Annotated in this window: 11 protein-coding genes; 4 read left to right on the plus strand and 7 right to left on the minus strand. The window is 42.5% G+C overall.

Translation table 11 applies throughout. The annotated features are described in order from the left end of the window. Window positions 1-29: 29 nt before the first annotated feature. Entirely contained in the window at window positions 30-1328 is a 1299-nt protein-coding gene (murF, locus tag ISX59_RS06765) for a UDP-N-acetylmuramoyl-tripeptide--D-alanyl-D-alanine ligase (protein ID WP_032540323.1), read from the plus strand. 4 nt (window positions 1329-1332) lie between these two features. Here murF and ISX59_RS06770 read toward each other — a convergent pair whose 3' ends face one another. Beyond that, the gene (locus tag ISX59_RS06770) at window positions 1333-1725 is read right to left on the minus strand and encodes a VanZ family protein (RefSeq protein ID WP_005779039.1); all 393 of its coding nucleotides are present in this window, start codon (window positions 1723-1725) and stop codon (window positions 1333-1335) included. 104 nt (window positions 1726-1829) lie between these two features. Between ISX59_RS06770 and ISX59_RS06775 the strand changes: the two genes are divergently transcribed. Further along, window positions 1830-3197, plus strand: a complete 1368-nt coding sequence (locus tag ISX59_RS06775) for a sodium-dependent transporter (RefSeq protein WP_005811883.1) — start codon at window positions 1830-1832, stop codon at window positions 3195-3197. 2 nt (window positions 3198-3199) lie between these two features. Further along, window positions 3200-4102: a helix-hairpin-helix domain-containing protein gene (locus ISX59_RS06780; protein WP_005811885.1), complete on the plus strand. Its 903-nt coding sequence runs from the start codon at window positions 3200-3202 to the stop codon at window positions 4100-4102. On the opposite strand, the gene ISX59_RS06785 is transcribed toward ISX59_RS06780, so the two are convergent. Genes ISX59_RS06785 through ISX59_RS06795 form a run of 3 tightly spaced genes read right to left on the minus strand, consistent with a single transcriptional unit; the run spans window position 4103 to window position 7603 of the window. After that, complete coding sequence (locus ISX59_RS06785) at window positions 4103-4753, minus strand: ABC transporter ATP-binding protein (protein ID WP_032540324.1); 651 nt, start codon at window positions 4751-4753, stop codon at window positions 4103-4105. It abuts the gene before it with no gap. A 4-nt stretch (window positions 4754-4757) separates the two neighbouring features. After that, the gene (locus ISX59_RS06790) at window positions 4758-5486 is read right to left on the minus strand and encodes a ThiF family adenylyltransferase (RefSeq protein WP_080715586.1); all 729 of its coding nucleotides are present in this window, start codon (window positions 5484-5486) and stop codon (window positions 4758-4760) included. Beyond that, window positions 5468-7603 (minus strand): cation:proton antiporter, encoded by a 2136-nt coding sequence (locus tag ISX59_RS06795; protein ID WP_032531108.1) that lies wholly within the window; start codon window positions 7601-7603, stop codon window positions 5468-5470. The genes ISX59_RS06790 and ISX59_RS06795 overlap by 19 nt, the downstream gene beginning before the upstream one ends. 198 nt (window positions 7604-7801) lie before the next feature. On the opposite strand from ISX59_RS06795, the gene ISX59_RS06800 reads away from it, so the two are divergent. Further along, window positions 7802-8812, plus strand: coding sequence for an aspartate-semialdehyde dehydrogenase (locus ISX59_RS06800; protein ID WP_005779051.1), 1011 nt, complete (start codon window positions 7802-7804; stop codon window positions 8810-8812). 54 nt (window positions 8813-8866) lie between these two features. Here the strand turns inward: ISX59_RS06800 and ISX59_RS06805 are convergent, their stop codons facing one another. From ISX59_RS06805 to ISX59_RS06815, 3 genes are all read right to left on the minus strand, one after another. Beyond that, entirely contained in the window at window positions 8867-10726 is a 1860-nt protein-coding gene (locus tag ISX59_RS06805) for a RagB/SusD family nutrient uptake outer membrane protein (protein WP_032540326.1), read from the minus strand. A 13-nt stretch (window positions 10727-10739) separates the two neighbouring features. Continuing rightward, the gene (locus ISX59_RS06810; RefSeq protein ID WP_022011020.1) at window positions 10740-14222 is read right to left on the minus strand and encodes a TonB-dependent receptor; all 3483 of its coding nucleotides are present in this window, start codon (window positions 14220-14222) and stop codon (window positions 10740-10742) included. 462 nt (window positions 14223-14684) lie between these two features. Further along, window positions 14685-15533, minus strand: coding sequence for a hypothetical protein (locus tag ISX59_RS06815; protein WP_005783329.1), 849 nt, complete (start codon window positions 15531-15533; stop codon window positions 14685-14687). Between the last annotated feature and the right edge of the window lie 768 nt (window positions 15534-16301).

Raw genomic sequence — 16301 nt, forward strand, 5'->3', positions numbered from 1 at the left:
TGCAACACCCTCCGTAAAAACGGATTATTATGAAACTTTCTGCTCTCTACCAGATATTCCTGGATTGTGCCGTAGTGACCACCGACAGCCGTAACTGCCCTGAAGGTTCACTGTTTATTGCCTTGAAAGGCGAATCGTTCAACGGAAATGCTTTTGCCGCCCAGGCTTTGAAGGACGGTTGTGCCTATGCTGTGGTGGATGAAGCGAAATATGCTCCGGAAGATAATAAACACATCATACTTGTGGACAACTGTCTGCAAACCCTGCAACAACTTGCCAATTACCATCGCCGGCAGTTGGGTACGAAGGTGATCGGTATCACCGGAACCAACGGTAAGACGACGACTAAAGAATTGATTTCTGCTGTTCTGGCGAAAGCCCACAATGTGCTTTACACGGAAGGTAACCTGAACAACCACATTGGCGTACCGATGACCTTGCTTCGCCTAAAGGCGGAACACGACCTGGCAGTGATCGAGATGGGGGCTAACCATCCGGGAGAGATTAAGTTTCTGGTACATATTGCTGAACCGGATTATGGAATCATCACCAACGTGGGTAAGGCCCATTTAGAGGGTTTCGGTTCATTCGAAGGAGTGATTCGGACAAAAGGGGAATTATATGACTACCTCCGTGAGAAGGATGATTCTACCGTATTCATCCACCATGATAATGTTTATCTGATGGACATCGCACAGGGGCTGAACCTGATTCCTTACGGAAGTGAAAATTCGCTGTACGTCAACGGCCACGTAACCGGTAATTCTCCTTACCTGACTTTCGAATGGAAAGCAGGCAAAGATGGAAATTTACATCAGGTACAAACACAACTTATCGGTGAATATAACTTTCCGAATGCATTGGCTGCCGTCACGATCGGACGATTCTTTGGAGTAGAATCCTCAAAGATAGATGAAGCTTTGGCCGGATATACTCCCCGCAACAACCGTTCGCAACTAAAAAAGACCGCGGATAATACACTGATTATAGATGCTTACAATGCCAATCCGACCAGTATGATGGCCGCTCTGCAGAACTTCCGTAACATGACTGTGGAACGGAAAATGCTGATATTAGGTGATATGCGCGAGTTAGGAGCAGAAAGCGCAGCCGAACACCATAAAATTGTAGAATACCTGCAAGAGTGTTCGTTTGAAAAAGTCCTGCTGGTAGGAGAATTATTTGCATCAACCAATCCTCCCTATCCTACATATGCTAACGCACAGGAATTAATAAAGGACTTGCAAACGGAAAAACCCCAAGGCTACACCATCCTGATTAAAGGCTCAAATGGCATTAAGCTAAGTACGGTCGTAGAGTTCCTATAATAAGTTACTTTGGGTCTACCATCCGTGGACGAACTACAAAATACCCTATCAGACTGGCCAATACCGCTCCTGTGGTATTGGCTGCAAAGTCCAACCAATCTCCTCCGCGATAAGTAGTGCAATATTCCTGTAGCAATTCTACACATCCACTGAATAATACAGGACAAACGAAAGCTCCTACCCATGCATGCCATATCGGGGTATGATCTCTACGGTGTGCCCGCAAAAACTCCAGCCACAACATACCGGACATGCCGAAGTACATACAAATATGAACAATCTTATCGATATTAGGAATTTTACTGATCTCCGTTGAAGGAGGTTTAAAGAACGATAAATAGATGACCGCAAGAATAATAAAGAGCGATACGGGATATTTCTTAATATAAGATAGCATACCTAAATAAATTACAGATGAGTCGCAAATATAAGGAACATTTTCTATATTTGCACGTTTAAAACAATAAAATCTATCGAATTGTAAGATAACATACGCTTTCTATGACAAAAAAAGACAGGGGTAATTTTGGTAGTAAATTAGGTGTGATATTAGCTTCTGCAGGTTCAGCTGTCGGGCTGGGTAATATATGGAGATTCCCTTATGAAACAGGTAATCATGGAGGAGCTGCTTTTATCCTTATTTACCTGGGATGTATCCTTCTACTGGGATTACCTATTATGATAGCCGAATTCTTAATCGGACGACACTCACAAGCCAACACCGCCCGTGCCTACCAGATACTGGCTCCGGGCACTCAATGGCGTTGGGTAGGGCGAATGGGAGTTTTGGCAGGATTCCTTATTCTTGGCTATTACTCCGTAGTAGCAGGATGGACATTAGAGTATATATTTGAGGCTGTCAGCAATAGTTTTGCAGGTAAAACTCCGGCAGAGTTCATCTCTTCTTTCCAAAGCTTCTCCAGCAATCCCTGGCGTCCGGCCTTGTGGCTCACTCTGTTTTTACTCGCTACCCACTTCATCATTGTAAAAGGAGTGGAGAAGGGTATCGAAAAGTCATCCAAAATTATGATGCCGACCCTTTTCATCATTATTCTTGTATTGGTGGGATGTTCCGTCACTTTACCCGGAGCAAGCAGAGGCATCGAATTTCTACTGAAACCGGATTTCAGCAAAGTGGACGGTAACGTGTTTCTGGGAGCTATGGGACAGGCATTCTTTTCGCTTAGTCTGGGCATGGGATGTCTATGTACCTATGCTTCTTATTTCAGCAAAGACACCAACCTAACCCGGACTGCTTTCAGTGTAGGCATTATCGATACATTTGTAGCTGTACTGGCGGGATTTATCATCTTCCCTGCGGCTTTCTCGGTAGGCATCCAGCCGGATGCAGGTCCAAGCTTGATCTTCATCACCCTGCCCAATGTATTCCAACAGGCTTTCAGTGGAATACCTGTCCTGGCATACATCTTTTCGGTGATGTTTTACGTATTGTTGGCATTGGCGGCCCTTACTTCTACCATCTCGTTGCATGAAGTAGTAACGGCCTACTTACACGAAGAATTCAACTTTACCCGGGGAAAAGCGGCCCGGTTGGTGACTGCCGGTTGTATTCTGCTGGGGATACTCTGTTCACTCTCTTTGGGAGTTACCAAAGATTTCACCATATTCGGATTAGGCATGTTTGACTTATTTGACTTCGTGACCGCCAAACTGATGTTGCCGTTAGGAGGATTGCTTATCTCCATCTTTACCGGATGGTATCTGGACAAGAAGCTTGTCTGGTCGGAAATAACCAATAATGGTACACTGAAAGTACCTATCTATAAACTGATTATCTTTATTCTGAAATATGTAGCCCCGATTGCCATTTCAGTAATCTTCATCAATGAACTGGGGCTGCTGAAATAAAAATGTGGAAAAACTTCTTTTACTTTACACGTACAGAACGGCAAGGTATCCTGATACTTGCCGTTTTGTGTATACTGGTATTCATTGGCGGATGGTTGATACCCGACAAAGAGAATACCGCCACGAACGATACTGAGAAATTCAAAAAGGAATATGCAGAGTTCATGGCCTCCATACAAGAGAAAAAAGAAAGAGGATATACACACAACAGCCACTTCCGGCACCGACGGGAAATAGTTCTGGCACCTTTCGATCCTAACACAATAGATTCTACAGGATTTCTCAACTTAGGGATTCCTGCATGGATGGCAAAGAATATACTCAGATACAGAAATAAAGGAGGAAAATTCCGCCGGGTAGAAGACTTCCGGAAAGTATATGGACTGACACAAGAACAATACGCCACTCTCCAGCCTTATATCCGTATAGCTCCGATCATAGAACAAAAAGATACATTTCACCTCTACATCCGGAAAGCGGAGAAGGATACACTGAAAGACTTTAAATACGAAGCCGGAACAGTAGTCGAACTGAACCAGGCAGATACTACAGAATTGAAAAAGATTCCCGGCATCGGTAGTGGGATTGCGCGTATGATAACAGGATATCGCAAACGATTGGGTGGATTCTACGATATAGCCCAGTTGGAAGAGATACATCTCGATGTGGATAAACTCCGTCCCTGGCTCTGTGTGACAGCCGGAACGACTCAACGAATAAACCTCAACAAAGCCGGCATTGAACGACTCAGAGCTCATCCCTATATCAACTTTTATCAAGCCAAAGTAATCGTAGAATACAGAAAGAAAAAAAGAACATTGAAGAGCCTGAAACAATTATCCCTTTACGAAGAATTCACGACTCAAGATCTGGAACGGATCAGTCATTACGTCTGTTTTGAATAATCAGATGATCTTTCCATCCACCATATGAATCGTACGGTCGGTGATTTTTGCTAATGTTTCATCATGTGTCACAATCACAAAGGTTTGTCCAAACCGGTTTCTCAGGTCAAAAAAGAGTTGATGCAGTTCTTCCTTGTTATGGGTGTCCAGACTTCCCGAAGGTTCATCGGCCAGAATAACCGCCGGCTGATTGATCAATGCACGAGCTACAGCCACCCGTTGTTTTTCTCCGCCCGAAAGTTCATTAGGCTTATGTGATGCACGCTCCGTCAATCCCATAAAATCAAGTATCTCCATGGCATGTATAGAAGCTTCTTTGGTAGACACACCCGCAATAAATGCAGGGATCATCACATTTTCCAATGCCGTGAACTCAGGCAGTAATTGATGGAACTGGAACACAAAGCCAATGTGTTTGTTCCGGAAAGCAGAAAGTTCCTTCTCCTTCATCTTGCTTACGTTCGTACCATCAACATTTATCGTACCTGTATCCGGACTATCCAAAGTCCCCATAATCTGAAGCAGTGTGGTCTTTCCGGCTCCGCTGGGACCTACGATACTTACTATCTCTCCTTTGGCTATCTCCAGATCTATCCCCTTCAACACCTGCAACGAACCGAAACTCTTGGTTATACCTTCTAAATGAATCATAATCTTACAATCTTTTTATAACGTACTCTGCCAGATAACAGCCAAACACAGCCGGCATATAACTCACTGTTCCACAAGTCGATTTCTTATTTCTCTCGTCCTCCGTCAGCAATACTGCTTTCGGATCGGCTTGTTCCGTACTAAAGACGACGGGCAACTTACGTTTCACTCCCATCTTTTGCAGACGTTTGCGGACAGCTTTGCTAAGACCGCAATGATACGTATCCCAAAGATCGGCAAAACGCACCTGAGTGATATCACTTTTCGCTCCGGCACCCATACTCGATACTATCTTTATACGGCGCTGAAGAGCGTGATAAATCAAGTAACACTTCGGACTGATGGTATCAATGGCATCAACTATAAAATCGTATTTTGAGGCATCCAGCAACTCCGGTATATTTTCGTCTTTCAGATAAACAGGCAATACGTTCAACTCTATCTCCGGATTAATATCCCTGAATCTTACTTCCAGCACCTTTGCTTTCTCCATACCCAAGGTGGCATGCGTAGCCAGTAGCTGGCGGTTGATATTAGTAGGTTGCACAGTATCGGCATCCACTATCGTCATTCGGCCTACACCTGCACGGCAAATCATTTCGGCCGCATAAGCGCCTACTCCACCTAACCCAACAACCAACACATGTGATTTTCTTAAACGTTCCGTTTTCTCTTCTCCTAAAAGAAGTTTAGTTCTCTGCTGCCAGTTTTCCATCAATTCTTTTTTAACCATTTATAGAACCATTTACCTACCTTATCGTAATGCTGAGATTCGTTGTACCCCCGTGGATCAGAAAAAGAAACTATCTCCTGAGGCTCGCCAAACTGATCGGGATACAGGATGATCAAGCTGTTGTTAGAAAAATATTTGCTAAGCTGGTTGGGTAACCGCTCAAACGCAGGATCATACGAAATAGATCCGCGCCGCGCACTGATAATCACTAACAAATGATCAAAATTCACTTGCCCGGTCAGCAAAAGCAGGTCGTCCCATTCATCCAGTCTGGAAAATTCGGTGGGAGTACTTCCATACTTCTTCTTCACTAACTGCTGCAACCGCATCAGGGTCTGCTCATTGGCAAAAAAATGTACCCGACAACCCAACAGACTTCCCATACGGCAGAAATGTTCCACCCATTTAGAGAACCCGGTCTCGTATTCAGCTTTTGGGGGTACGGCAATAATGATCCGCCGAAGTGTATTGACCGGCATAAGGAACTTGGCAATAATCACTTCCCGGTGAGTACCTTTCAGCAAACTCTCAGCCAGATTACCAAAGAATGAATCGACAATATTTGCCTTACGGTGCAGACCGATTACTACGTCCGTCGCATCATACTCTTTAATGGTATGGATAATGCCTGAAGCAATATTAAGGTCGTAACGACTCACCATATTAACCGAAACATCGGCAGCGGCAGCAATCATTGCTGCTTTTTCCAGATTCCGTTTACCCTGTAACTCCTTATTTTCCGAGTTGTTATTATCATTAATTACGTTGAGTGCAATCAGTTCTTTCTTCTGTTTGGTATCTCTGATAACCAATGCGAGGTTAATCAGCTCTTCAATAGTATCCGGATTCGCTACCGGAATCAGGATTTGTTCCTGTTCTGTTTTCTCCTTGTTATCTTCGAACTGCATCTCTTCATGCAAAGCGAAACGTCGTGCAGAGCGTTCGGTCACAAGTGAGCTGATTACGCATGTAAAGAGAATCATCACCACCGTACCGTTCAGCACATCGTCATTCAGCAAACGTTCCCCATTCTCCATTATAATGCCATGCCCTATCAGCACTGCTGCCAGAGTAGCAGCCGCCTGCGCATTGCTCAAACCGAACATCATGCTCCGCTCATTGGGCTGCATACGATAAATCTTCTGTGTAATCCAGGCAGCGAGCCATTTACTCAAAGTAGCGAATACCGTCATCACTACCGCAACCTTTAAAGCTTCGCCTCCGGCAAACAAAGTGCGGACATCAATAATCATCCCCACACCAATAAGAAAATAGGGAATAAACAAAGCGTTTCCGACAAATTCCAAACGATTCATCAAAGGAGAGACATGCGGAATGAGACGATTCAGTACCAACCCTGCAAGGAAAGCCCCCAAAATGCCCTCCATGCCAACAAACTCCATCAAGCCGCTACCCAAAAACACCATTGCAAGTACAAAAACAAATTGCATCACGCTATCATCGTACTTACGGAAAAACCAACGGCCGATACGCGGAAAAAAGAATACGATCAAAAAACTCAGGAATGCAACCTTTGCCACCAGCAGAATCCAGAACATGCCGTCGACAGTCCCTTTATACATACCTCCAATGACAGCCAGAATAATCAAAGCCAAAGTAACGGTTACGGCTGTCCCCCCAATCGTTATATTTACACTTCTTAGCTTAGATAGCCCATAACGACTGATAATGGGATAGGCAATCAATGTATGGGAAGCATACATGCTGGCCAAGAGCACAGCTGTGGTAAATCCATACCCCAACAACTCCATACTGCTCCATACGCCCAATGCCATCGGAATAATAAATGTAAACCATCCGAAGACCAGCCCTTTGGTCCGGTTCTTCTTAAAATCTTCCATGTCCATCTCCAGCCCGGCCAGAAACATGATATAGTAGAGTCCCACTTTCCCAAACAGCTCAAAACTACTATCCCGTTCGAGAACATTGAAACCATATTCACCAATAACTACCCCGGCCAGAATCATACCAATGATATGGGGGATATGCAAGCGTCCCAGTATCATCGGCGCAAATAGAATAATGATCAGAACCAAGAAAAACACCCATGTAGGGTCTGTTATCGGAAGTTGTAAACTGAGATCAAACCAGTGCATATATCGGGATTTTTGTATTTAACTGCAAAATAACAAAAAAGTTATCACACCGCCAATTCATTAGGAAAGAGATTTTCAATGAGAAATCTTCTCCCTAAAATGCTTATTATATTGCAAAATGTTATAATTTTGCAGCCAAATCCTTACGATTGATTTAAATTGTAGAGGATGAGTATTCACATAAAACAAAAGAAAAAGATGAAAGTAGCTATTGTTGGCGTAAGCGGAGCCGTAGGACAAGAGTTCCTGCGCGTGCTCGATGAGAGAAATTTCCCGTTGGACGAGTTAGTTTTGTTCGGCTCTAAACGTAGTGCCGGGACCAAATATACTTTCCGCGGTAAACAGATCGAGGTCAAACTTCTGCAACACAACGATGACTTTAAAGGGGTGGACATTGCTTTCACTTCGGCCGGTGCAGGCACATCTAAGGAGTTCGAGAAAACCATTACCCAATATGGTGCGGTAATGATCGATAATTCCAGCGCTTTCCGTATGGATGCAGATGTACCTTTGGTGGTGCCCGAAGTGAATGCAGCCGATGCTAAAGATCGTCCGCGCGGCGTGATCGCTAACCCGAATTGCACAACCATCCAGATGGTTGTCGCACTGAAAGCCATCGAAGAGCTTTCTCATATAAAAACCGTGCATGTATCTACTTATCAGGCAGCCAGTGGTGCCGGCGCAGCCGCTATGGACGAACTTTATGAACAGTATCGCCAGGTTTTGGCCAATGAACCTGTCACTGTTGAGAAGTTTGCATACCAACTGGCTTTCAATCTGATTCCTCAGATTGACGTATTTACAGAAAACGGATATACAAAAGAAGAAATGAAGATGTTTAACGAAACCCGCAAAATCATGCATTCTGACGTAAAGGTTAGTGCTACTTGCGTACGTGTTCCGGCACTTCGTGCACATTCCGAAAGCATCTGGGTAGAAACAGAACGTCCTATTTCCGTAGAAGAGGCTCGTGAAGCTTTTGCCAAAGGCGAAGGATTGGTACTTCAGGACAATCCGGCAGAAAAAGACTATCCGATGCCGCTGTTCCTGGCAGGCAAAGACCCTGTTTACGTTGGCCGTATCCGCAAAGACTTGACCAATGACTGCGGACTGACTTTCTGGATTGTAGGTGACCAGATTAAGAAAGGTGCCGCACTGAACGCTGTTCAGATTGCCGAATACCTGATTAAAGAAGGAAATATCGGATAAGCCAAAATATTCATATCAAATCAAAAAAGGGGAAGCGGTGCTTCCCCTTTTTATTTACTTATTCTCCCAACCGGGAGTTTGACTCAATTTATAACCCTGATCGGCATACTGATCGATTTGTGCTTTGCCCACAGGAGCCAAATAACATTCATCGCCAAACACATCACGGGCTACCGCCTTCAGCGGAACAAAGAAGCCAACCATATCGTCAGCATTACTACCATCATAAGTAACCACGGTACCGTCCATCTTACGAACCTGATAAGCGGTATACTTTCCGTCTTTACCCTGTTCCAGATATGAAGGAAGTTCTTCTTTCAGGTTAATCCACAATCCTAACATCGTATCCGGGTATTTATTATTATCCATATAGTCGAGTTTCTTCCAACGTCTGATATCAGCCAAACGAGTATGCTCGTATACAAATTCCATACGACGTTCACGACGGATCTCCCAAATCAAAGCAGGCACATCGGCATCACGATCGGGTGCAAAAGCTTCAGTGATATCGGCAAGTTTCATCGGAGCTGTTTTCTGTACCCCTTTAGCAATAGCCTCAGCGTCCAGATCTCTATTGCGAATCGCATTGATTGAAATATCAATATCACCTTGTGTGACTGCCGCTTCTCCCATGATTGCCAACTCTGCTTTAGCTTCTATCCAGTTCAAAAGCACTTCGGAATAACGCATAACAGGAGCATCGTTGGTGTTGGTCATGCTTCCGTACTGAGGTGGTATAGTTGCAGCATTCCAGTATGTTGGCCCGGTGCGGTCGATAAATTTACAAGCGTATAAAAGCGTACTGGCCTGTACTCTCGGTTCATCCCAGAAGGTAGCTTCAAAACGGGGATCACGGGTTTTAACCATGTGTTTGATATCCAGTTTCGCGGCATCAGGCACTGCTGATGCTTCATACGGTTTACCATCATTACATAAGAATGACTTAGCCAATGCCAGATTAGGAGACGGGGACTGCCCCTCGTAACCATTCGAATAAGAAGCCACGTGATGTGTCGCATTCGCAGCATCATAGTGCCTGTACATCAACATCTCTTTGTGTCCCTTCAAGTCCTGAGAACCGAACAGGCTTCTGAAATCTCCGGAAATCGCATATTTCCCGGTACCAATCACATAATCACCCGCTTCCTTGGCAAATTCCAGATATTTTTTTGCCAATGCCTGATCTAAATTATGATATTTCTGCCAAGTGCCTTCATACAACATAATCCGGGTAATAAAGCCGGCTGCTATGTCTTTATTCAAATACATCGCACCGTCTGACAAACGAAGATTCTCAAAAGCAAACTTCAAATCGTCATAAACCTTCTCCATGACTTCAGCTCTCGGCGTCCTGTCTTTATACATTTGAGCTGCGTCTGTCTCCAAAAAAACCTTATCAAAATAGGGGACGTCTCCAAAAGACCAGACCAAACGATGATATTCGAATGCCCGGAAGAAGCGGGCAACCCCCATCCAGTGATTGTATGCTTCTTCTGTCAGATTTACTTTGCCATACATATCAAGTCTGTCGATCATCGTATTAATTTTACGTACCCATGCAAAATTCCAAGTTGCACTTCCATACTTAGTCAACCAAAGGTCGCTACCAGTAGACAAGCTGCTCGATCCCCTGCTGGACGGAACGGCATTTTCCATCACAGACTGCTTTCCTGCCCATGCGTTATCATCCGAAAAATAATATCCACGCAACGGAGCATAATCCACTCCCCATGTATTGTTATAGCCAACAAAGTAATTAGGATAACATTCATTGGCATACAGACGGAAATCTGTTTCGCTTCGCCAATAGTTCGTATCAACCGGTTTTGTCAACTGAGGACGATCTAACACATCATCGCAACTGGTGAAACTCAGTGCGGCAAGTGAAAGTAAAGTAAATATATATTTTTTCATATTCTTCTTTATTTTAGAAATTCAACTGAATACCAACGGACAAGCTCTTAAAGGTAGGAGTTCCGACACCGGTACGACCCGAATTATAATTATCTGTATTAAACATCGAAAATCCTTGTACCTCTTCCGGATCGATAGGCAGACCATTCAAATTATCCCAAGTCACAAAGTTCTCTAAAGACATATAGATACGCGCTTTCTGCATCCGCACTTTTCGTAGGATATCGGCAGGTATGGAGTAACCTATCGTGATATTTTTCATTCTCAAATAAGACATATCGAGAAGGTAACGCGACTGAGTTACCATATTCAAAGAGTTATTGGAACCGGCTAAATTGTAAGGACGCGGATAAAAAGCATCAGTACGGTCTTCCCGCCAATAATTTCCGGCAATAGCCTGAGGCATGGCACCATCCGAAGAGTTATATCCGGCAATGGCAAGAAAACCATTACCCCAAACTTCGCGTTTGCCAACACCTTGGAAGAATACAGAAAAATCAAACCCCTTATAGTCGGCTCCCAAACGGAAACCATATTCGTAGCGCGGAGTAGAATTACCGATTACTTTACGGTCACCCGGATCATCGACTGTTCCACTTCCGGAATCAATCAATCCGTCGCCATTCAAATCAGCAAATTTTACGTCACCCGGACCAAAAACAAAGTTGCCACTCTGCAAAAAGTCCTGATAAACAGGATTATCCCCTTTCAGTTTATTCACTTTTTTAGCACCTTTAGTTCCCTGAGCAACTTCTTTACCATTCAAAGCCCAAGTTGTCACAATCTGATCTCCATTATATACGAAATCATCTTTCTGATATAGACGTTCCGTCTGATATCCCCAGATCTCTCCATACTTTTTACCAACATACCAATCACTAACGACCCGGGTATCACTATATTTTGTAATCTCTGTTTCAGCATCAGACAGGGTAGCCATCGCATTTATACCTAATCCGTTAGAAAAACGGTGATTGTAATCAAGTGCGATTTCCCATCCTCTGGTTCTCAAAGATCCAAAATTTCCTTTCGGGGCTCCGGTACCAAACGCCAAAGTAACACCGGCACCCGGGACAATCATATTTTTTGTATCACGTTGATACCAGTCAACAGTTAAACCGAGTTCGCCATCCAGAAAACGTGCATCCAAGCCAACATCGACAGTCTGAATGTCCTGCCAAGTGATGTTACTTGCCACTGCACTGGGTGTACTTACATAAACCAGCTTATTTCCACTCTCGTCCAGCCAATTCAGTTGACCGGTAGACATGGTGGGGATATATAAAGAATTGGATACAGTCTGGTCACCGATAATACCCCACGACCCTCTGAATTTCAATGATGTGACAGCAGGTTTCATCCACTGCATGAAAGCTTCTTCACTTGCACGCCATCCGGCTGAAAAAGATGGGAACCATCGCCATTGCAAGTTATCCGGAAATTTGGAAGTTGCATCATAACGGAGATTAGCCTCCAATAAGTATCTATCCTTTAAAGCGTAATTGATACGTCCGAAGAACCCGAGTTGACCCTCCCAATCGTATCCTCCACTTGCCTCTTGTAAACCTACAGCGAGGTCAAACTGTGGATTGGTAATATCAGATAAGTCACCTTTCCGCGACCAGTTGTATTCTTCATCATAAGTCACCCGGTTCATGCCGACCAAGAACTTAAACGCATTATTCTTATCCACTTTCCAGTCATATGTAGTAGAAATATTCCAAGTGTCCTGATTCGTTGTCTCAGAACGTCGATACATATGGTCAGGATTCGCTCCATGAGCCGTATACTCTGTCATACCTAATTTATAGGCAGGCATTGCTCCCGGAGTTCCGGCAGCAACTGTTTCACCGGCTTCATTGACATAAATACGATTACCACTGGCATCATTTTTAGCTACTGCTCCACCCCATGAATTAAGAGCTGTATAGCGGGTACCAGGAGTTTTAAGTACATATTCATTGGCAGCATGTGTATAGTCAATATCCAACTTCCAGTTTTTCATAATATTGACCGTAGCCCCTACGTTTACATTTATATAGTTGTATGCACGTGATGCCGTATTGGCTTGAGCTACTTCCGAATGCGGGCTGCGGATAATATTTCCTTCATCATCATACCCCATCGGCATGTTCGGTCCCCAGCGGTATAAATACAACCAAGGATCAGCAGTAGTAGAGGAGGTAGCATAGGCGTATCTCTTTTCACGTTTAGAATACATGGCTCCAGCTCTCACTGTGACATATTTATTAATATCGGTACTGATTCTCAAAGAACCATTATAGCGCTTAAAATCATCATCTTTCGCCGGTTTCATCAGTCCTGTTTGATCCAGATAACCGAAGCCAATATTATAAGTCGTACGTCCGCTTTTACCATTAACCGAGAGATTATGAGTCATTGAGGGAGTCCACTCTTTAATCATATAATCATATGGATCGAAAGTTCTCAAACCAATCTTACGGTTATTAGCGTCTACATACCAGTCACGACCATACACGTAAGGATCATTAGGACCTAACTTGCCACCATACTTTTGGTCCCACTCTTTGGCTTTGACAAGACCCTCTTCAGTAATCTGAACAAATGCACCGGCTACGGTTCCTCCCACACGTTTAAAAGCTTCGACCGAATACTCCAAGGCATCAATTCCTCCCATCTCCATTTTCTTGGAAATATTCTGCCAAGAAAAGTTTCCGGAGTAGCTCACATTTATACTTTCCTGCTTAGCTCCTTTTTTAGTAGTAATCAATACAACACCAAACGCAGCTTTTGCACCATAAATAGAAGATGCTGCCGCATCTTTCAAAACTGAAATAGATTCAATATCGTCCGGATTGACCATCTGAATACTTGGAATCTCAACATTGTCCATTAAAATAAGCGGAGCGGAACCTCCGTTAATAGACCCAATCTGGCCACGGATCTTCATGGTAGGATCCGAACCAATTTCTCCACTCGGGATTACAACAGAAAGTCCCGGTGTCGTTCCTTGCAAGCCACGTCCAACATCCGCAATCGGACGGCTACTTAGTGTTTTATTCACATCTACTGAAGCCACTGCACCTGTCAGGTTCTCTTTCTTTTGAGTGCCATAACCTACAACGACAACTTCATCCAAAAGCTCACTGTCCTCTTTCAAGATGATTTTCATTGTTCTTGTAGCTTTCACTTCATGTGGCTTATAGCCCACAAATGTGACTTTCAAGACAGCCCCGGGTTTAACATTTAAACTGAATTTGCCATTAATATCTGTAATAGTACCATTTGTTGTCCCTTTCTCTGAAACACTGGCACCAATAACAGGCTCTCCGTTTGCATCAGTCACTACACCACTAATAGCTTGCGACTGTAATTGTTCTGTCACTTCATAAGCACTGCCGGAAGCAGTTGAAGCAGCCACCGCATTACCACTGCCTATAAACAAAGCAGTTATTGCCACGGCCGTAAGGAGCTTGCTGTTTGCTAGTCCTCGTTTCTTGCGATCTTCATTCATAAAAGATAGATGATTAAATTGTTTGTTAATCGATTGATTTCTCAAAATGCAGGTAAGGTAAAATTAGGAAGTGGGAATCATCCCACCACAAGAGGTTGTTTATTCATCATAGGCTTCTTGTCATTTAAAGGTTTTAATTTTTATATTATCTCTATTATTAACTGAGTTAAAGTTCCATTAGAACTTTGGTTTTCGCCAGTTTAATTAATGTCAATTAGCTTTATGGTTCTTTTAAGAGATAAATTGTCCATTATTAACAAAGGTTCAAAACCCTTCCGAGTTTCATCATAGCAAAGATATATATTATTTTAATATCAAGAACAAATATTTATTATATTTTAGATTTATATCTATATATTCACATAGAGAGTGATTTGACTTTAAGAGTTTTGGCTCATACTGACAGATAAAAATGCGGTATTTAAGAGTTCGAAACTATTATTTAGATATAGCTGTGTATTTTTAAGGTTCTTCAATGTTCATTGAATGAAATTCAATTAAGCCATTCATTGGAGTTTCTTCTATAACGTCAATCTCCACTCCAAATTCTCTGGCTACTTTACGCAAAGTATCTGAATACGCATAGGCAAGTGATCCTACAAACCGAATAGGATAATTCATATAATCGTATTGGCACACGCTACGGTTAAAGAAGCTTCGCAGATTATTGGTTAACAAATTATATACGTATTCATTGTCCATATAATCTCCTAAAAAATATGCAATCGTACCTAAAAAACGGTTAGGGAAAGGTAAATTATATACAGATTCCATCACATCATTGGCAGATATGCGAAATTTTTCATGGAATTCACTCGCCAATTCTTTGGGAGCTAACCCTTTAAGAAGATCAGCTAAAAATAGTTTTCCGAGAACAGCTCCACTGCCTTCGTCACCGAGAATATATCCTGCAGCTTTCACATTTTTGACAACGATTTTACCATCGTAAAAACATGAGTTCGATCCGGTACCTAAAATACAGGCAATTCCAGATTCACATTTGAATAGTCCTCGAGCCGCTGCCAACAAGTCACTTTCAACTTGGATAGGAGTTTTAAACTGTGCTACTAAGGAAGCACCTAAAATGTTTTTCTTTTCATATGAACTACATCCGGCACCATAATAATATACTTGGTCCAGTTTCTTTTTGAAGAAAGACTCCGGTAATCCTAGTCTGACACTTCTGCTAATTTCTCTTCTGGTCTGAAAGAAAGGGTTTAACCCCTCGGTAAACACACGTTGTACGAGATGATTGTCTTCAACCAATGCCCACTCTGTTCTTGTAGAACCACTTTCCGCAATAAGTTTCATTTCGCAGTTTTTTTTGATTTGGATACAAATATATAACATTTTTTGTAATTTAATTTATTTTGATCGGAAAGTTTTTCTATAACGCAATAACCACCCCAAAACTTTATTTATAGTTGGTAGAAAAATCCATGTGTTTTTTCTGCATATGCCGAATATTTGAGATCGTCAAAAACAATATTATCTAATATACTCTTTTATCCATAACCTAATATCCGAGAATCTTTTATATATATAATAATGTGATGATTATCTATATGCAATAGAAGTCATCAGTTCATTAGAAGACACTTTGATTTAACATAACATTGATATATTATGACTTATTTTAAAACTATCAATATCAAAAAACAGGTTGCCAGATACTTACAGGACCTGTGTTGGATTGGACGCATATTATTAGTGCTAATTAGAAGATTCACTACTCAGAACAGATGCAGATATATAAGTACACTAATTTTCATATAAGTTCTAATGGGACTTATCAGGAAGTTGGCATAAAGAACATTGCCTCATATCCTCAAGCAAACAGTAAATGACTAAACCAACAGTTCTTATACCCATATGGAAGCTTTCCTTAAAGCAAATATTATCAAAGGATTAACTTCAAATGCCAACTATATATTTAACTTCAATAATACAGCCATTAAACCAGTAGATTGCCGACAGTGTATTGAAATTCCCAGGGAGAAAAAAATAAATACTTCTCCCCCCAACAGAAGTCAATGAAGATACAGAGTAGATCAGAACTCAGTACGTGACAATTCTCAT

The organism is Bacteroides sp. FSHCM14E1, assembly GCF_019633785.1.
GTDB lineage: Bacteria > Bacteroidota > Bacteroidia > Bacteroidales > Bacteroidaceae > Bacteroides > Bacteroides hominis.